This window comes from Vreelandella boliviensis LC1 (genome assembly GCF_000236035.1).
GTDB lineage: Bacteria > Pseudomonadota > Gammaproteobacteria > Pseudomonadales > Halomonadaceae > Vreelandella > Vreelandella boliviensis.
In genome coordinates, this window is the sequence record NZ_JH393257.1 from 283269 (window position 1) to 301102 (window position 17834).

16 protein-coding genes are annotated in these 17834 nt (G+C 56.2%); 9 read left to right on the top strand and 7 right to left on the bottom strand.

Annotated elements, in window-relative coordinates; all coding sequences use genetic code 11:
- The first annotated feature begins 159 nt into the window (after positions 1-159).
- Together KUC_RS01240 and pta are read left to right on the top strand one after the other, a co-directional pair.
- Positions 160-1344, top strand: coding sequence for an acetate/propionate family kinase (locus KUC_RS01240; protein ID WP_007111244.1), 1185 nt, complete (start codon positions 160-162; stop codon positions 1342-1344).
- On the top strand, positions 1341-3524 hold the full coding sequence (pta, locus tag KUC_RS01245; RefSeq protein WP_007111245.1) for a phosphate acetyltransferase: 2184 nt from the start codon (positions 1341-1343) through the stop codon (positions 3522-3524). The genes KUC_RS01240 and pta overlap by 4 nt, the downstream gene beginning before the upstream one ends.
- An 85-nt stretch (positions 3525-3609) precedes the next feature.
- Here pta and cyoE read toward each other — a convergent pair whose 3' ends face one another.
- The 6 genes from cyoE to KUC_RS01275 form a co-directional block, all read right to left on the bottom strand.
- The gene (gene cyoE / locus KUC_RS01250) at positions 3610-4533 is read right to left on the bottom strand and encodes a heme o synthase (protein WP_007111246.1); all 924 of its coding nucleotides are present in this window, start codon (positions 4531-4533) and stop codon (positions 3610-3612) included.
- Positions 4491-4811, bottom strand: coding sequence for a cytochrome o ubiquinol oxidase subunit IV (gene cyoD / locus KUC_RS01255; protein WP_040479144.1), 321 nt, complete (start codon positions 4809-4811; stop codon positions 4491-4493). Before cyoD ends, cyoE begins: the two co-directional genes overlap by 43 nt.
- Position 4812: 1 nt before the next feature.
- On the bottom strand, positions 4813-5424 hold the full coding sequence (cyoC, locus tag KUC_RS01260; protein ID WP_007111248.1) for a cytochrome o ubiquinol oxidase subunit III: 612 nt from the start codon (positions 5422-5424) through the stop codon (positions 4813-4815).
- Complete coding sequence (cyoB, locus tag KUC_RS01265) at positions 5424-7436, bottom strand: cytochrome o ubiquinol oxidase subunit I (protein WP_007111249.1); 2013 nt, start codon at positions 7434-7436, stop codon at positions 5424-5426. The genes cyoC and cyoB overlap by 1 nt, the downstream gene beginning before the upstream one ends.
- A gap of 3 nt (positions 7437-7439) precedes the next feature.
- Positions 7440-8465: a ubiquinol oxidase subunit II gene (gene cyoA / locus KUC_RS01270; protein ID WP_040479147.1), complete on the bottom strand. Its 1026-nt coding sequence runs from the start codon at positions 8463-8465 to the stop codon at positions 7440-7442.
- Between the two features lie 333 nt (positions 8466-8798).
- Complete coding sequence (locus KUC_RS01275) at positions 8799-9581, bottom strand: DeoR/GlpR family DNA-binding transcription regulator (protein ID WP_040479149.1); 783 nt, start codon at positions 9579-9581, stop codon at positions 8799-8801.
- Between the two features lie 477 nt (positions 9582-10058).
- Here KUC_RS01275 and KUC_RS01280 point away from each other — a divergent pair, with 477 nt between their 5' ends.
- The 7 genes from KUC_RS01280 to cdd all read left to right on the top strand — a co-directional run bounded on the left by KUC_RS01280 (position 10059) and on the right by cdd (position 16880).
- On the top strand, positions 10059-10832 hold the full coding sequence (locus KUC_RS01280) for an outer membrane protein OmpK (RefSeq protein WP_007111253.1): 774 nt from the start codon (positions 10059-10061) through the stop codon (positions 10830-10832).
- Between the two features lie 54 nt (positions 10833-10886).
- Positions 10887-12170, top strand: a complete 1284-nt coding sequence (locus tag KUC_RS01285) for a NupC/NupG family nucleoside CNT transporter (protein WP_040479152.1) — start codon at positions 10887-10889, stop codon at positions 12168-12170.
- 124 nt (positions 12171-12294) lie between these two features.
- A complete protein-coding gene (deoC, locus tag KUC_RS01290) occupies positions 12295-13089 on the top strand; it encodes a deoxyribose-phosphate aldolase (protein ID WP_007111255.1) in 795 nt (264 codons plus the stop codon).
- A complete protein-coding gene (gene deoA / locus KUC_RS01295; protein WP_007111256.1) occupies positions 13089-14444 on the top strand; it encodes a thymidine phosphorylase in 1356 nt (451 codons plus the stop codon). The genes deoC and deoA overlap by 1 nt, the downstream gene beginning before the upstream one ends.
- Positions 14441-15685 (top strand): phosphopentomutase, encoded by a 1245-nt coding sequence (locus KUC_RS01300; RefSeq protein ID WP_007111257.1) that lies wholly within the window; start codon positions 14441-14443, stop codon positions 15683-15685. Before deoA ends, KUC_RS01300 begins: the two co-directional genes overlap by 4 nt.
- Positions 15686-15714: 29 nt before the next feature.
- Positions 15715-16440 carry a purine-nucleoside phosphorylase gene (deoD, locus tag KUC_RS01305; RefSeq protein WP_007111258.1) on the top strand — a complete coding sequence of 242 codons (726 nt, stop codon included), beginning with the start codon at positions 15715-15717 and terminating at the stop codon, positions 16438-16440.
- Between the two features lie 20 nt (positions 16441-16460).
- Positions 16461-16880, top strand: coding sequence for a cytidine deaminase (gene cdd / locus KUC_RS01310; protein WP_040479154.1), 420 nt, complete (start codon positions 16461-16463; stop codon positions 16878-16880).
- A 191-nt stretch (positions 16881-17071) separates the two neighbouring features.
- On the opposite strand, the gene KUC_RS01315 is transcribed toward cdd, so the two are convergent.
- The gene (locus tag KUC_RS01315; protein ID WP_007111260.1) at positions 17072-17761 is read right to left on the bottom strand and encodes a CBS domain-containing protein; all 690 of its coding nucleotides are present in this window, start codon (positions 17759-17761) and stop codon (positions 17072-17074) included.
- Positions 17762-17834: the final 73 nt, after the last annotated feature.

Consider the following 17834-nt stretch of genomic DNA (forward strand, 5'->3'; position numbering starts at 1 on the left):
GAAGGTGTAAGATGGAGAGTAGCCAGGTAGGCAAAGAACCCAGCATGCCTAGCTTTTGCATAGAAGGCTAACGAAATCCTGGCGCTGCTTTTCTGCATCGCAGCATGTTAAACTAAAGTCTATATCTTTGCTCACTAACCTCCTAGCGAAAAGGTTTTTATGAACGCACCGGTGCTGGTAATTAACTGCGGTTCCTCTTCTATTAAATACGCGTTGATTGATTCAGATCCTCAGGCACCGCGACTTGAAGGCATAGCTGAGCGCTTGGGTAGCGAGGAGGCGCGTTTAAAGGGCAAAAACAGTGCCGGTGAGCGTTTTACTCAGCCGCTTCCTGGCGCTGATCACACCCAAACACTTAACGCGATTCTGGAGCGTATGGAGGACCGATTACCAGCGGCGGTGGGGCATCGCATCGTGCATGGCGGCGAGCACTTCACCCAAGCCGCACTCATCGACGATAGCGTCATCGCGGCGATCGAAACCACCGCAGCGCTTGCCCCCCTTCATAACCCAGCGAATTTAGCGGGTATTGCGGCGACCCAAAACGTCTTTCCTACGCTGCCCCAAGTGGCCGTATTTGATACCGCTTTCCACCAAACCATGCCGCCGCGTGCTTACCGTTACGCCCTGCCTGAAAGCCTCTACGCTGAGCATGGCATTCGCCGCTACGGTTTTCATGGCACCAGCCACGCTTACGTTAGCCAGCGGGCGGGCGAACTGAGTAGCCGAGGCGCAGGCGGTTGGCTAACCGCCCACTTGGGCAATGGCTGCTCCACCAGCGCGGTGTGGAACAATCAAAGCCAGGATACCAGCATGGGCCTCACCCCATTGGAAGGATTAGTGATGGGCACCCGCAGTGGCGATGTTGACCCCGGCCTGCACGCCCACCTGCACCGCCAACTGGGCTGGTCGTTAGACACAATCGACGACGTGCTCAATAAACAGAGCGGCCTACTGGGGCTTTCAGGCTTAACCAACGATATGCGCGAAATTGAAGAGGCTGCCGAACAGGGCCACGCCACCGCGCAGTTAGCCATAGAGGTGTTTTGCTACCGGATCGCTAAATCGCTGGCGGCCCTCTCCTGCGCGCTGCCCCAGCTCGATGGGGTTATTTTCACCGGAGGGATCGGCGAAAACTCGCCCATCGTGCGCCGCAATGTGTTGTCACTTATGCCCCACTTTGGCTTTGCGTTGGATAACGATGCTAACGAAGCCACCATTCGCGGCAAAGAGGGCAAGCTTGATAACGCTGACCATCAAGGCCCCCAGGTGTGGGTGATCCCCACCGACGAAGAGGGCCGCATTGCCATGGAAACCCGCCACTGCTTAGAGGTCCGTGTATGACACCCCACCCCGACCAGCCACAAGCAATTCTATTAGTGCCCACCAGCCAGGGCGCCGGGCTTACCTCAGCCTGCCTGGGATTAATTCAAGCGCTGGATACCATCGGCCTGAAAGCCGGATTTTTAAAGCCGTTTATGCAGAACGAACTCAACGGCCCAGGTCTGGACCGCTCCACCGCGCTGGTTTCGCGGGCGCTTAACCAGCGACCGCCTTCGCCGATTTCCCAAGCGCGCATGGAACGCTTGCTGCGCGACGACCAAACCGATGAGCTGATGGAAAATGCAGTCGAGCTCTATGAGCAGGTTGTCCAGCAGGCCCACCGCGATGGCAGCACCCTAGATCTTGTCGTGGTAGAGGGCGTGGTGCCCACCCAGCACACCACCTACGCTACCCAAACCAACGCCCAACTGGCCAACGCGCTTAATGCGCGAATTATTCTTGTTGGCACCGGTGACTTAAACGAGCCCCAGGCGCTGGCCGAACAGCTGGATATGCACGCCCGCAGCTTTGGTGGGGTAAGCTCCAGCCGCACCCTGGGCGGCATTTTGATGCGCATGCAAAACCTGCCCTACGGTCAGGAGGATGATCTTTCTGCCGCGCCAGGCACCTTCAAACCGCAGTTGGAAGAGTCGGTGCTTGCGGAGCTACGGCAGTACTCCCCAGCCCTGGCGACCGATAAGTTCCACCTAATCGGCGTGGTGCCTTACAGTAAAACGCTTAGCGCCCCGCGCACCCTGGATGTGGCGCGGGCGCTCAATGCCAAGCTGCTGAACGAAGGCGAGGCGTCCAGCCGCCGAGTGCTTTCCACCAGTCTTTGCGCCCGCAGCGCTGCCAACGCACTGCATATTTTCACCCCTGGCAGCCTGGTAGTGGCTTCCGGCGACCGCGACGATGTGGTGCTGGCCTCGGCATTGGCCACCATGAACGGTATTCAGCTAGCGGGCGTACTGCTGACCAACGGCTTTATGCCCAACGACAATATGATTGAGATGTGTCGCCCTGCGCTCAAAACCGGCCTGCCTGTTTTGGCGGTAGAGACTGACAGCCTGACCACCGCCCAGCACCTCAGCCAGTTAAGCCGTGAAATCCCCATGGATGATTTTGAGCGCGCCGAACAGGTGGCTCGTTACGTGGCGGCCCATATGGATCTTGAATGGCTGAAAGCCCACCTAAGCAGCGGTTATACCCGCCGCCTTTCGCCTTCGGCGTTTCGCCACCAGTTGGTTAAACTTGCCCAGTTGGCTAAAAAACGCGTGGTGCTGCCGGAAGGTGATGAGCCGCGCACTATAGAAGCGGCGATTATCTGCCAACGCCGGGGCATTGCCGACTGCGTGCTGCTAGGTAAGCGTGACGATATCGAAAATGTAGCGCGTAACCGCGGGCTGACGCTGCCCAAAGAGCTGACAATCATCGACCCCGAAAGCAGCCGCGCGCGCTATATTGGCCCGATGGTCGAGCGTCGTCGTGGCAAACTCAACGAGCTAACCGCCGAAGCGCAGCTACAAGACAACGTGGTGCTCGGCACCATGATGCTACAGTTGGATGAAGTGGATGGCCTAGTCTCCGGGGCGGTGCACACTACCGCCAACACCGTGCGGCCAGCGTTTCAACTGATTAAAACCGCGCCGGAGTATAATCAAGTCTCATCAATTTTCTTTATGCTGCTGCCCGAACAGGTGGTGGTCTACGGTGACTGCGCGGTGAATCCCGACCCGGACGCTGAAACCCTGGCCGAAATCGCCCTGCAAAGTGCCCGCTCCGCGGAAGCCTTTGGCATCGAGCCGCGGGTCGCCATGATCAGCTACTCCACCGGCGATTCCGGCACCGGCGCGGATGTAGATAAAGTCCGCGAAGCCACCCGTATCGCCAAACAGCGCGCCCCTCACCTAGCCATCGATGGCCCGCTCCAGTACGACGCCGCCGCCATCGAGAGCGTGGGCAAACAAAAAGCCCCCGACTCGCCGGTCGCGGGTAAAGCTACCGTGTTTGTATTCCCCGACCTCAACACCGGCAATACCACCTACAAAGCAGTCCAGCGCAGCGCCCGCGTGGTCAGCGTCGGCCCGATGCTGCAAGGGTTGAACAAGCCGGTCAATGACCTTTCCCGTGGCGCGCTGGTAGACGACATCGTTTACACCATTGCCCTAACCGCCATTCAGGCTAGTCAGCGTGAAGAGTAAATAGTCGGTTTCACGACCCAAAAAAACGCCCCGAGCAGCTAACTGCTCGGGGCGTTTGGTTTGACTGCTTAAAAGCGTTAGAGGACTACACCCATATAGGCACCATCGATTCCAACACCATAACTAAACTCATCGCGGTGATGGTGAGGATGGAGACACCGAACACCTGCTTGGCCCAGCGCACATCGTCATCCAACCGATAGCCACGCAGCGCCAGATAGAGCCAGTAGCCACCCATGGTCAGGGCCACGCATAGATACCCTGCGCCCGCCTGACTGGCCAACCCCAGCGCCAGTGAGGCGGGAATAAACGCCACGATATAGCCAAGGATATGGTGTTTGGCCATTTTGACCCCGCGCACCACCGGCAGTACCGGAATCGACGCCCGTTGATAATCCGCATAGCGGAAGATCGCAATGGCATAGGAGTGCGGCATTTGCCACAGGCAGAAAATCACCAGCAGCATGATGGCACCGCTATCGAACTGCCCGGTCACGGCGCAGTAGCCCACCACCGGGGGCATGGCGCCAGAGAGGCTGCCTACCAGGGTGCCGTACTCCGAGCGGCGCTTCATATAGAGGCTATAAAGCCCCACATACACACCCCAGCCAATCACCGCCAGGGCAACGGTTAACCCGTTGGTACCCAGCGCCAAGCACACTACCCCCGACACACCCAGCAGCGCCGAAACGCCCAGTGCCTGAGTAATAGAGATGCTGCCTCTTACCAGAGGGCGATGGCGAGTACGCGCCATCAATGCATCAATATCGCGGTCGATGACGTTGTTACACGCACAGCCTGACGCGATGATTAACGCAATCCCCACCATGACCGAGATAAAACTGAGCCACTCGAATTGCCCCTGAGCAGCGAGAAAATAGCCGCCCAGGGTGGCAATCAAGTTGCCGCCGATTATTCCCGGCTTGGTCAGCTCAAGCAGATCCCGCCAGCGGTTAGGCGCTGAAATTAGCCGATCATCATGTTGAGATGCAAATGCTGCATGATCCACAGCGAGCCTCCTACCACTAAGACGAGAACCGTCAGTGTGAAGACGAAGGACATCAGATTCCAGCCTTCGTCAGCTTTGGTATTCATATGCATGAACATAACCAGTTGCACCAATATCTGCAGCACAGCGGTCACCGCAATCACCACCACGGTAGCCAGCGTGCTTAGCGCACCACTCATCACCACCGCAAAGGGGATAATGGTCAGTATCAGCGACAATACCAGTCCTGTCACATACGACTTTACGCTGCCATGGGCATTCGTTGAGCTAGCACTCATCTCACAGTACCCCCATCAGATAAACGAATGAGAAGACACAGATCCAAACGACATCAAGGAAGTGCCAGAACAGGCTTAGGCACAAAATCCTCGGCCGGGTCATAGCGTTCAACCCTTTGGTAGAGAGCTGTATCAGCATCACCAAAATCCAGATCAAACCAAAGGTCACGTGCAGGCCGTGGGTACCCACCAGGGTGAAGAACGACGATAGAAAAGCACTTTTATCCGGGCCAAATCCTTCGTGAATCAGGTGCTGAAATTCGTAGATCTCCATGCCTACGAAAGCCGCGCCCAGCAGGAAAGTCACGGCGAGCCACGCTTTTACCTGGCCAAGGCGCTCGGCGTTCATCGCCAGTACACCCATGCCGAAGGTAAAGCTACTCAACAGCAGCAGGAAAGTTTCGACCAGCACAAAGGGCAGCTCAAAAATATCCGCCGCGGTTGGCCCGCCCGCCGTTCCCTTCATCAGCACGGCGTAAGTGGCGAACAGTGACCCGAAGATCACCAAATCGCTCATTAGGTAAACCCAAAAACCAAACACTGTAGTGCCCGAGGCATCGTGATGCTCATGGGGCTCGGCCGTTGCGCCGTGTTGTAACGTATCGGTTGCCATTACGCTTGCGCCTCCACGCCTAGCTGTTGCTCACGTTCGAGTTGTTGCTCACGTTTAAGTTGATGCTCACGTTCGATGCGCTCAACTTCAGCAGCGGGAACGTAGTAGTCGATATCGTCGTTAAACACCCGCGCCATAAAGCTCACAAAGACACCCACGGCACCTACTCCAGCTAACCACCAGATATGCCATACCAGCGCAAAGCCGATGACCAGTGCAAAGAAGCTGATAACTGGCCCGGCCACGGTATTACGCGGCATATGGATATCGGTATAGGGGGCTTCTTCAAGCTGCTCCTCGCTACGCTGTTTTTGTGACCAGAAACTGTCGATATCGCCCACTTCCGGCAAACGTGCAAAGTTGTAGAACGGCGCTGGGGAAGAAGTTGACCACTCCAGGGTACGGCCATCCCAGGGGTCGCCGGTGACATCCACATTTTGTTTGCGGTCACGGATACTTACCCAGAACTGAATAATGGTGCAGGCAATACCCAGCATGATGATCACCGCGCCTACCCAGGCCAGAATCATCCACGGCTGCCATTCAGGGTTCGCGTAGGACTGCATGCGGCGCACAGCACCAAAGAAGCTCAGCACGTAGAGCGGCATAAAGGCGACATAGAAGCCGATAAACCAGCACCAGAAAGAGCGCTTGCCCCACTTTTCGCTTAGCGTGAAGCCGAACGCTTTGGGGAACCAGAAAGTCAGACCAGCCATCATGCCAAACACCACGCCGCCGATAATAACGTTGTGGAAGTGAGCGATAACGAACAGGCTGTTGTGGAGCACGAAGTTGGCAGCGGGCACCGCCAGCATAACGCCGGTCATGCCACCTAGGGTAAAGGTGATAATAAAGCCCAGCGTCCACAGCACCGGCGAGGTGAGTTCCAGGCTGCCGCGGAACATGGTGAACAGCCAGTTGAAGACTTTCACCCCGGTAGGAATGGCGATGATCATGGTCATAATGCCAAAGAAGGCATTGACGTTAGCACCGGCCCCCATGGTGAAAAAGTGGTGCAACCAAACGACAAACGAGAGCAGGGTGATCGCAATGGTCGCCCACACCATGGTGGCGTAGCCGAACAGCCGCTTACGAGCAAAGGTGGAAATAACTTCAGAGAAGACGCCAAAGGCGGGCAGAATCAGGATATACACTTCTGGGTGGCCCCAAGCCCAGATGAGATTGACGTACATCATCATATTGCCGCCAAAATCATTGGTGAAGAAGTGCATGCCGAAGTAGCGATCCAGCGTCAGCAGCGCAACGGTGGCGGTCAAAATCGGGAACGAAGCGATGATCAGCACGTTGGCGCACAATGACGTCCAGGTGAAGATCGGCATGCGGAACATCGTCATGCCTTTAGTACGCATTTTGATAATCGTGACGAAGAAGTTGATACCGGTGAGCGTGGTACCTATCCCGGATATCTGTAACGCCCATATCCAGTAATCGACCCCCACCCCGGGGCTAAACTCGATCCCCGATAAAGGCGCATAGGCAAGCCAGCCGGTTTTGGCGAATTCGCCCACCACCAGCGAGATATTGACCAATATCGCCGCGACGGCAAATAGCCAAAAACTTAAGTTATTCAGGAAAGGGTAGGCAACGTCGCGGGCGCCAATTTGCAGCGGCACCACCAGGTTCATCAGGCCGATGACCATGGGCATGGCGACAAAGAAGATCATTATCACGCCGTGGGCGGTAAAGATCTGGTCGTAGTGTTCGGGCGGTAAATAGCCCGCTGCATCCCCGGCGGCCATGGCCAACTGGGTACGCATCATAATCGCATCTGAGAAGCCACGCAGCAGCATCACTAGGGCGACAATGAAGTACATGATACCGAGCTTTTTATGGTCAACGGAGGTAAACCACTCGTTCCATAGCCAGCCCCATTTACGGTAGTAGGTAATCAAACCAAACAGCGCAATCCCTGCAATGGCCATAAAGGCCACCACGACCATAATAATCGGCTCGTGGTAGGGAATTGACTCTAAACTGAGTTTTCCAAACACGGCTTAACCTCCCGCTTCTACGCTAGAGGAATGGCTGCGCATGGCATGATCCTGACTAGCGTGGTTGTTGGTGACATGGCCTGACTTGGCCGCATGATCAGTCGTGTGAGCGCTTTCGCTATCTTGTGAGTCTGCATGATCGCCGCTCACCTGGTGGTCGCCGCCCATCTGGTGATCGCCACCCGTATGGAAGCTTTTCAAGATGCTTTCATACAGCGACGGCGAAATGGCTGAGAAGTACTCCACCGGGTTAGATTCGCTGGGTTCCGCCAACGCTTCATAAGCTTCGGGGTAGGTCAGCGTTTGTGAGGCATCGCGTACTGTTTCAACCCAGGCGTCAAAATCGGCTGGGGTGGTCACCTTGGCTTCAAAGGTCATGCCGGAGAAGCCCGCGCCACTGTAGTTGGTGGAACGGCCAGGGTAGCTACCCGTTTCATCGGCGATGAGGTGGACATCGTTATCCATACCCGCCATGGCATAGATCTGGCTACCAAGGTGAGGAATAAAGAAGGCATTCATCACCGAGCCGGAACTGACCCGAAAGCGCACCGGGGTATCCACAGGGAAGGCCACTTCGTTAACGCTGGCAATACCCTGCTCGGGGTAGATAAACAGCCACTTCCAATCCAGCGCCACCGCCTGTATTTCGATCGGTGCCACATCGCTTTCCAGCGGTTTGTGCGGATCAAGGCTATGGGAGGTCTTCCAGGTCAACAGGGCGAGCACAGCGATAATCGCGCAGGGCACGATCCAGACCACCGCCTCAATCACATTGGAGTGCGCCCAGTCGGGTAGGTATTTAGCCACGCTATTACTGCGCCGGTAGCGCCAACCAAACAGCAGCGTCATGGCAATCACAGGAATAACCACAATCAACATTAAGCCAAAGGCGGTCAGAATCAGCGTGCGCTGCTCAGCGCCAACCTGGCCTTTTGGGTCTAGCAGGGCTGAACTACAGCCCGCTAGAAACAGACACAGCGCAAGGAGCACTAGCGTGCCTCGCCTGCGCCAAAGTGAGCGTCGTTGCATGGTGTGATCTCGTCAGAGGTTGTTTAAAACACTAGCTAGCCATGCTGTGCAGCTATATAGCAGGCTAACTACCACCCCATACTCTTCCCAAAGCATGCTCATAAGAACGTTGCTAAAAACAACGCTGCTAAAAACATTGCGTATCGCAGTGAGCGTCATTGCTCCGGGAAAAATATGCGTCGCCGAGAGGGGATTGGCGACGAGCCCTGCTGGCCCAATCACAAAAGGTTGGATCAACTAAGACTAAAGTATTTTCTATTGATCGAGATCATGAAAGAAGTGGCGCATTGCCGCACCCAAGGTATTGACTGTTATGGATAATGAGAAAATCGTTTACGCCACTGTTACTTCGGGGACAACTATCTCAGGTACAACGCGGCCATTGTTCTTAAGCAGTTGCGGGGCGCCCTCTTCGTCGGTGACGACCACATCAAAATCATCCAGTGCGGCGAAGTAGGCAGGCCGTACTACGCCGAACTTGCTGGCATCTACCACCAACAGGCGTTGCATAGCGGTGGCTATAGCGGCCTGTTTAGGCGCCACTTCGTGAAAGTGAAAGCAGCTTACTCCACGTTCCAAATCTACCCCTGCAGCGGAGATCAGCGCTTTATTAATGCCCAACCGCTCGATAGCGGCGGCCATATTATCGCTGCCAAACGACTGTGAGGCGGCATAAAAAAGCCCGCCTAGTAGCACTAAACGCACATTGGGGAGCGCGGCGACGGCATTGGCAATATTAAGCGCATAGGTCACCACCGTCAGTTCATGAAAATGACTTAACTGGCTCAGCAATGGCATCAGCGTCGAGCCGCAGTCAATAAACAGCGTATCGCCCTCTTCTATATAGGCTATCGCACGCTGACATAGGCGATATTTCGCCTGATAGTGGCTCGCCTGCTGTTCGGTTAAGTCATAAATAGGCGTTACGCCAGGGTAATTTGCCATCACTAGGCGCCCACCCAGCAGGCTAATAGCGGTGGGCTGGGTAGTCAGATCACGGCGGATGGTCATCTCAGAAACATCGCACAACTCTGCGGCATCGCGCAGATGAAGGGTGCCGCCACTGGCAAGCGCTTCCTGAAGCTTGGCAAGGCGCAGCGCGCTACGGCCATTCATGGTGGGCATCTCCTTGCAAACCCTCTCTTATTGGGTGGCGCACGACGTAACCATGCACATCGCGCCATAATCTTAGAGCTACAGCTTTTATTAATAGACGGCTTTCATTTCTATGCTGCGCGAGCGACGACGGAATTTCCACTGCTATCTTTCCACTTCTTTATTACCACTGCCGCGACGGCTTTTAACGAGCCCAGAGACCTTATATGAACCATCCATGTGAGAGCCATATGACATTTAAATAGCGTTGATGTGACAACGCTTGCAAATCAGCGTTAGAAAAATAACACTAAATGTTATAATTTTAACATTATTGCCAGCCCGCACGACTATAACCTCGGATAGCCATACCCAAATGGCTCCGCGACAACCCTTGTTGAGGCTCTCATGACTGCTCGCACACTCTTGCGTACACCACTTCGTACGCTTACTCGCTCTTCGTCTCTTGTCGCACTTGGCGCTGGCGTATTAGGGGCAATGCTCACTACGCCGCTAATGGCAGATGACACACAACCCTCACCTCTTGATCCGATTTGGTCATTCGCTAACGTCTCGGTTAACTACCTGGATTGGTCAAACGGCACCGAAGCGCGCACCGCGTCTAACGCGCCGAAAAGCGACTTTATGTTTCTCGAAATCGAAGGTGGCGCTGGTTTTAGCTGGGGTGAGTTTTACGGCTTCTTTGATTTCGAGAACCCCACCAATGACCAGTTCGATGAGTCCAGCGGTGGCAAAGACAACTTCCGCACTGCGGGTAAAATAACCTCGCACATTTATCTGGGCGACAGCCCGCTGTCGATTTATGCCCACCTTTACGACTTCCGCGATTACGGTTTTGAAAGCCGTGAACAGGATCAGATCCTAGGGTTAGGCTACCGCACTACCTTCGATAACGGCCTATGGTTTAAACCCTTTATTGGCGCGGCGCGGGTGCAAAGTAACAGCTATACCGGCATGAACGGCTTTATGGCCGGCTGGGTCGCGGGGTATGATTTCTCGGCGCTAAACCAGAACTTCAGCGTCACCAACTGGCACGAGCAAACGTTTGGCCGTGATGACGACTACCTGGAGCAAAATTACGTTGGCGATACAGCGGGCAGTGTGGGCACCAACGGTGCACTGAGCCTGTGGTGGCATCCGAGTGATTTAATCACCACTGGTATTCAGTATCGCTACTCTGAAAATAAGTTGGGCACCCCCAATGATTATCAGAATGCGATGATTTACTCCGTCAAGCTCAACTTACTTTAAACGCGTTACTGTCTATAAAAACGTAACTTACTCGCGGACTCGAAGGATCCCCATATGACACTCCTTATGAGCTTGGTAGGTATGGTCACTCTGGTGGCCATTGCCCTGATCTTCTCCTACGACCGTAAGTCTATTCGGTTACGTACCGTGCTGGGTGCCTTTGCTATCCAAGCAGGTATTGGTGCTTTTGTACTTTATGTGCCCTTCGGTCAGGCGGTGCTGCAAACCATTTCCTCCGGTGTTAGCCAAATTTTGGTGTATGCCAACGACGGTATCGGCTTTCTATTCGGCGGCTTAGCCGACGTTGAAAACGTTGGCTTCGTATTCGCCATCAAAGTTCTACCGGTGATTATCTTCTTCTCTTCGTTAATAGCCGTACTCTACTACATCGGCATTATGCAGTGGGTGATTCGTATCCTGGGCGGCGCACTACAAAAAGCCCTGGGTACCTCACGGACAGAATCACTTTCCGCAACGGCGAATATTTTCGTCGGCCAAACTGAAGCGCCGCTGGTGGTGCGTCCGTTTATCGCCCGCATGACACCTTCGCAACTGTTCGCGGTCATGTGTGGTGGTCTGGCATCGGTAGCCGGTTCAGTATTGGCAGGTTATGCCGCGCTGGGTATTCCCATGGAGTACTTGGTAGCAGCTTCCTTCATGGCGGCGCCCGGCGGGCTGCTATTCGCGAAGCTGATCATGCCAGAAACCCAAGACGTTACCGATAGCGACAGCGTTTCCAAGGTGGAAGAAGAGATTGAAGCCCAGGAAGACAAGCCTGCCAACGTGCTGGATGCCGCTGCATCGGGCGCCACCTCGGGTCTAATGCTCGCGGCTAACGTCGGCGCCATGCTACTGGCATTTATCGCCCTGATTGCCCTGATCAACGGCATTCTGGGTGGCATTGGCGGCTGGGTGGGCTTTGACTCGCTGAGCCTGGAGTTGATCTTGGGCTGGCTTTTTGCCCCGTTGGCCTTCCTCTTGGGTGTACCCTGGGAAGAGGCTACCCTGGCAGGCTCGTTCATTGGTCAAAAATTAGTGGTCAACGAATTTGTCGCCTACATCAACCTGGCGCCTTACATTGATGGGGAACAGGTGGTGGCTGCCACGGGTCAAATGATGACACCGCACACCATGGCGATCCTTTCTTTTGCGCTGTGTGGCTTTGCGAACCTCTCCTCCATTGCGATTCTGCTTGGCGGCCTGGGCAGCATTGCACCTACCCGTCGTAAAGAGATCGCTCGTTTTGGTGTCAAAGCCGTATTGGCCGGTACACTATCCAACTTGATGTCGGCCTCGATTGCTGGCTTCTTTATTGCGCTGAGTGGCGCGTCTGCATAGCGCTTGCCATTATTTGGGAGCCTTTGATTAACGTGATTAGCGCAATGACAGCTACTTAACGCATCGGGCGCTGCGGTTTTATCCGCAGTGCCCGTTTTATCTTTTACTGATTTGTGAGAATTCCATGACTGCGACTGCCTCCCCCCATATCGTCCAAGCCGCCCGCCAAGCGCTAACCCTCATGGATCTGACCAGCCTGAACGACAGCGACACTGACAGCACCATCGAGGCACTTTGCCAGCAGGTAAAAACGCCTTTCGGCAATCCAGCCGCCGTCTGCGTCTACCCGCAGTTTATTGTTACAGCACAACGCGCGCTAACCGCCCACAAACTCGATAGCCAAGTTAAAATTGCCACGGTCACCAACTTCCCCAACGGCGGTGACAATATTATGGGTGCCGCCCGGGAAACCCGCGACGCGGTTGCCTCCGGTGCCCACGAGGTCGATGTGGTGTTCCCCTATCGCGCGCTGATGGCGGGCGATGAAGAGACTGGCCTTGAGCTAGTCGAAATGTGCAAAGCCGCCTGCGCTGGCCAGGCCTTGCTGAAAGTGATCATTGAATCTGGCGAGCTGAAAGAGCCTGCGCTGATCAAACGCGCCAGCGAACTCGCCATTGAAGGCGGTGCGGATTTTATTAAAACATCCACCGGAAAAGTAGCCGTCAACGCCACCCTGGAAGCCGCCGAGATCATGCTCAAGGCGATTAAAGCCAGTGGCCAAGACGTGGGCTTCAAAGCGGCAGGTGGCGTTAAAACCGCCGAAGATGCGGCCGCGTATCTGGCCCTTGCCAACGACATTATGGGCCCAGGCTGGGCAACCCCCGCGCACTTCCGCTTTGGGGCCTCTAGCCTGCTGGGCAATCTGATGGATACGTTGACCGGCAGCACCAGCGCTGCCACTACAGACGGAGGTTACTAATGACCGCCAACGTAACGAAACACAACCTGCTACCCCAGGAGCTGATTCGCCTTAAGCGTGATAACCAGCCGCTGCCCGCGGAAGAGATCAAAGCCTTTGTGCAGGGCATTGCCGATGACCATATCAGCGACGCCCAGATTGGCGCCTTCACTATGGCAGTGTTTCTCAATGGCATGAGCCGTGAAGAAGTCGTCGCGCTAACTACCGCGACTCGCGATTCCGGTCACGTGATGCAGTGGAGCGACCTGAACCTGTCCGGCCCGATTGTCGACAAGCACTCCACCGGCGGCGTAGGCGATTTGGTCTCACTAGTACTCGGCCCCTGGGTGGCCGCCTGCGGCGCCTTTGTACCGATGATTTCCGGGCGCGGCCTGGGCCATACCGGCGGCACCCTGGATAAGCTCGAATCGATCCCCGGTTACGACCCGTACCCTGCACCAGAACGCTTTCGCGAAGTAGTGAAATCCACCGGCGTAGCGATTATCGGCCAGACCGGTGATCTCGCCCCTGCCGATAAGCGCATCTACGGCGTACGTGATGTCACCGCTACCGTGGAATCGATTCCGCTAATTACCGCGTCTATCCTGGGTAAAAAGCTCGCCTCAGGGCTGGATGCACTGGTGATGGACGTTAAAGTCGGCAGCGGCGCCTTTATGCCCACACCGGAAAAATCCCGCGAACTGGCCAAAAGCATCGCCAATGTCGCCACTCAAGCGGGTACGCCCACGACTGCCCTGCTCACCGATATGAGCCAGCCGCTGGCGCCCTGCGCCGGTAACGCCGTGGAGATCGTCGAAACGCTAGCCCTGCTGCGCGGTGACCGCCCCAACAGCCGCGTGATGCAAGTCACTCGCGAGCTGGCGGTAGAGATGTTGATCGCCGGTAAGCTCGCAGGCTCCCGTGAAGAAGCGCTTACCCAGCTTGAGAAGGCGCTGACCTCTGGCGCAGCGGCTGAAGTGTTTGCCCAGATGGTGCGCGAACTGGGTGGCCCCAGCGACTTTATGGAGCGCTCCGAGCACTACCTTGCCAAAGCCGACGTGATTAAGCCGGTGTATGCCGAGCAGGCTGGCACTGTTCAGCGTATTGATACCCGTGCCGTGGGCATGAGCGTGGTCGAACTGGGCGGTGGCCGTCTGCGTAACGATGCCAGCGTCGATCACAGCGTCGGCTTCACCGACATCGTCGAAATCGGCGAGAACGTCGATAGCCAGCGCCCCATCGCCATGGTGCACGCCCGCAGTGACGCCGCCGCCGAACGCGCCGCCGAGCAGCTCCGTGCAGCGTTCACCATTGGCGAAGCGGCGGCCAGCGCCGACACCCTGCTGCAAGACACCTTCCGTGGAGAAGCCTTATGAGCCGCGCGATTGTCCTAGTACTTGATTCGTTTGGCATTGGCGCCGCCCCAGATGCCGCCACCTTCAGTGATGAAGGCGCCGACACGCTGGGCCATATCGCCGCCGCCTGTGCCCGTGGCGAAGCCGATAACGCCAGCCGTTCAGGCCCGCTCAAGCTGCCCAACATGGCCAAGATGGGGCTATTCCATGCCCACCGCGACGCCACCGGCAGCGTTGCCGCAGGGGTCACGCTACCGGAAAGCTTGGAAGGCGCTTACGCCCACGCTAAAGAGATCTCTAGCGGCAAAGACACCCCCTCCGGCCACTGGGAAATCGCCGGTGTGCCGGTGCGCTTTGACTGGGGTTACTTTCTGGATAAAACCGACAGTTTTCCCCTTGAACTGCTCGATGCCATTGTCCAAGAAGCCGATTTAACCGGTGTAATTGGCAACTGCCACGCTTCGGGCACCGAGATCATCGCCCGCCTGGGTGAAGAGCACATCGCCACTGACAAGCCGATTGTTTACACCTCGGCGGATTCAGTGTTTCAGATTGCTGCCCACGAAGAGTATTTCGGCCTTGAACGGCTCTATAAGTTGTGCGAAACCGTCCGCGAACTGCTTGAGCCCTACAATATTGGCCGTGTGATTGCGCGTCCGTTTATCGGCGAGGACAGCAACACCTTCGCCCGCACCGGCAATCGTCGCGACTACAGCGTTGAGCCCCCGGCGCCGACCGTGCTGCAAAAACTTGATGATGCCGGTGGCGAAGTCGTTTCGATTGGTAAAATCGCCGATATCTACGCCCACTGCGGCATTACTCACAAAGTCAAAGCCAGCGGCCACGATGCATTGATGGACGCTACGCTCAAAGAGATTGAGCGTACCGCTAAGCGCGACGTTGGCGAGCGCGCCATGATCATGACCAACTTTGTCGATTTCGACTCGGTCTACGGCCACCGCCGCGACGTACCGGGCTATGCCGCCGCGCTGGAAGACTTTGACGCCAAGCTGCCAACGTTGTTGGCCGCACTCAGCGAAGACGACCTGCTGATTCTGACCGCCGATCATGGCTGCGACCCCAGCTGGCACGGTACCGAACACACCCGCGAGTACATCCCGATTCTGGTACACGGCGCAGGCTTCGTCCCCGGCTCGCTGGGCGAGCGCGGCACCTTCGCCGATATCGGCCAAACCCTGGCCGACTTTTTCCTGCTACCGGCCATGGCCGATGGCACAAGCTTTCTACCCGACGCTGCTTAAAGGCTAGCGCCGCTTAAAGGAGACCTTTCATGGCTACCCCACATATTAACGCTGCCCCCGGCGACTTCGCCGATACCGTACTGATGCCCGGCGACCCGCTGCGCGCCAAATACATCGCCGACACTTACCTGGAGAACGTTCGCCAGGTCAACGACGTGCGCAATATGTTCGGCTACACCGGCAGCTATAAAGGCCGCGAGATTTCCGTGATGGGCCACGGCATGGGCATTCCGTCGGTCTCCATCTATGCCAAAGAGCTGATCACCGACTACGGCGTTAAATCGCTGATTCGCGTGGGTTCCTGCGGCGCGGTACGCGACGACGTTAACGTACGTGATGTGGTCATCGGCATGGGCGCCAGCACCGACTCCAAAGTTAACCGTATGCGCTTTAACGACCACGACTTTGCCGCCATTGCGGATTTTGAATTGACCCAGCACGCCGTGGCCGCTGCCAAGGCCAAAAATGTGCCGGTAAAGGTCGGCAATATCTTCTCAGCGGATCTGTTCTACAACCCGCAAACCGAGATGGCCGAAATGCTCAAGCGCTACGGCATTGTCGGCGTCGAAATGGAAGCCGCGGGCCTTTACGGCGTCGCCGCCGAGTTTGGCGCCCGCGCCATGACTATCTGCACCGTGTCGGATCACATTCTAAAAGGCGACTCGCTCTCCAGCGCCGATCGCCAAACCACCTTTGACGACATGATGCTCATCGCGCTGGACACTGTATTGCGTGACGACGCAGCCCGCGCTTAAGAGGCTTAAGAGGAAGTGTGATGAGTCAACAAACGGATGAAGTATCAGCAGAGATCGTTGAAACGTTATTCAGCGCGCGGGCTAACGCCTATGTGCCCTACTCGGCACACCCAGTAGCGTCGGTAATGGTGACGCCGGATGGCCAGCAGTTTGCGGGCACTAACGTCGAAGTGGCGCACTACAAAGGCCTGTGCGCCGAAGCCTCGGCCATCTCCGCGATGATCACCGCTGGGCAGCGCCAGCTGGCCACCGTCTACGTCATGGGCCCAGGCGATCACCTGTGCACACCCTGCGGCGACTGCCGCCAGCGCATCCGCGAGTTCGCAACCCCAGAGACGCAGATCAAAGTCCTTTCCGGCAGTGGCGAATTGATGAAAACCTACACCATGGAAACGCTGCTGCCCGACGCCTTTGGGCCTGAGCAGTTGCCGCCACGCTAAGTCAGCCCGCCCGGCTTTCAAAACCAGCTCCATCGCGGGCTGGTTTTGTGTATTTATTCGAGAATGGCTAAGGTTTGAATCAACCCGTAGTGGGGGTTATTCGACCAGGGATGGCGAATTTAGCGCCCATGGATGGGTTTACAGCGCCCCGCATAGGGTTGTTAAAACCGTTGGGGATGCGCTGTAAAAGGCTACATATACCCCACGCCCCGCGGCATCATACCCAGGTGGTTTTCGACTTGGGTAACCCCTGGCACGTTTTCCGCAGCGACGGTCACCGCTTGTTTCTGCTCAAGCGATTCGACCAGCCCCCAGACCTCCACAGCACCGCCATCCACAATCACGCTAATGCCTTCTACCTGTACGCCGGTATTATTTTCAACCTCGTTGAGAATAGCCTCGCGAATTTGTCGATCATCCGTGGGTGACTGGGTCGGCGCTACCGCGGCATTGGCAATGCCTTGCAGCAGGTTAGCGCGGCTGACAATGCCCACTAACTTGCCATCACGCAGCACAGGTACCCGCTTGATATGGTGCTTTTCCAACATTCGCGCAATGGTATGTAGCGGCGTGTTCTCTTCGACAGTCATGGGATTCGGGGTCATGACCTCGTGGGCTTTACGACCATGCGACTTAACATAGTCGCCAGCATCCTTGCCGCCGGTAAACAGCGATAACCACCAGGAGCTGCCATGATCACTGTCATTTTTTACCCGGCGCATTAAATCGCCTTCACTGACAATTCCAATCACGCGGTGGTCGTCATCGACCACAGGAACGGCACTGATACGGTGATTGAGCAGCAGTTGCGCAATTTCTCGCACTTCCGCACCGGGCCCCACACTCACCACTTTGGGGGTCATGATATCGATAGCTTGCATGGTTCTCCTCCTTGCGCCAATCCTTAAGACACACCTAAAGACTGAACTACAAATGCAGGTTGCCCTGCCTGTT

What these genes read in the sequence shown, in the direction of transcription:
- deoA (WP_007111256.1), top strand. Translation starts at nt 13,089, where the DNA reads ATGACCGCCAACGTAACGAAACACAACCTGCTACCCCAGGAGCTGATT.
- KUC_RS01285 (WP_040479152.1), top strand. Translation starts at nt 10,887, where the DNA reads ATGACACTCCTTATGAGCTTGGTAGGTATGGTCACTCTGGTGGCCATT.
- cdd (WP_040479154.1), top strand. Translation starts at nt 16,461, where the DNA reads ATGAGTCAACAAACGGATGAAGTATCAGCAGAGATCGTTGAAACGTTA.
- KUC_RS01275 (WP_040479149.1), bottom strand. Translation starts at nt 9,581, where the DNA reads ATGAATGGCCGTAGCGCGCTGCGCCTTGCCAAGCTTCAGGAAGCGCTT.
- KUC_RS01280 (WP_007111253.1), top strand. Translation starts at nt 10,059, where the DNA reads ATGCTCACTACGCCGCTAATGGCAGATGACACACAACCCTCACCTCTT.
- KUC_RS01240 (WP_007111244.1), top strand. Translation starts at nt 160, where the DNA reads ATGAACGCACCGGTGCTGGTAATTAACTGCGGTTCCTCTTCTATTAAA.
- cyoA (WP_040479147.1), bottom strand. Translation starts at nt 8,465, where the DNA reads ATGCAACGACGCTCACTTTGGCGCAGGCGAGGCACGCTAGTGCTCCTT.
- cyoC (WP_007111248.1), bottom strand. Translation starts at nt 5,424, where the DNA reads ATGGCAACCGATACGTTACAACACGGCGCAACGGCCGAGCCCCATGAG.
- cyoD (WP_040479144.1), bottom strand. Translation starts at nt 4,811, where the DNA reads ATGAGTGCTAGCTCAACGAATGCCCATGGCAGCGTAAAGTCGTATGTG.
- KUC_RS01300 (WP_007111257.1), top strand. Translation starts at nt 14,441, where the DNA reads ATGAGCCGCGCGATTGTCCTAGTACTTGATTCGTTTGGCATTGGCGCC.
- KUC_RS01315 (WP_007111260.1), bottom strand. Translation starts at nt 17,761, where the DNA reads ATGCAAGCTATCGATATCATGACCCCCAAAGTGGTGAGTGTGGGGCCC.
- pta (WP_007111245.1), top strand. Translation starts at nt 1,341, where the DNA reads ATGACACCCCACCCCGACCAGCCACAAGCAATTCTATTAGTGCCCACC.
- deoD (WP_007111258.1), top strand. Translation starts at nt 15,715, where the DNA reads ATGGCTACCCCACATATTAACGCTGCCCCCGGCGACTTCGCCGATACC.
- deoC (WP_007111255.1), top strand. Translation starts at nt 12,295, where the DNA reads ATGACTGCGACTGCCTCCCCCCATATCGTCCAAGCCGCCCGCCAAGCG.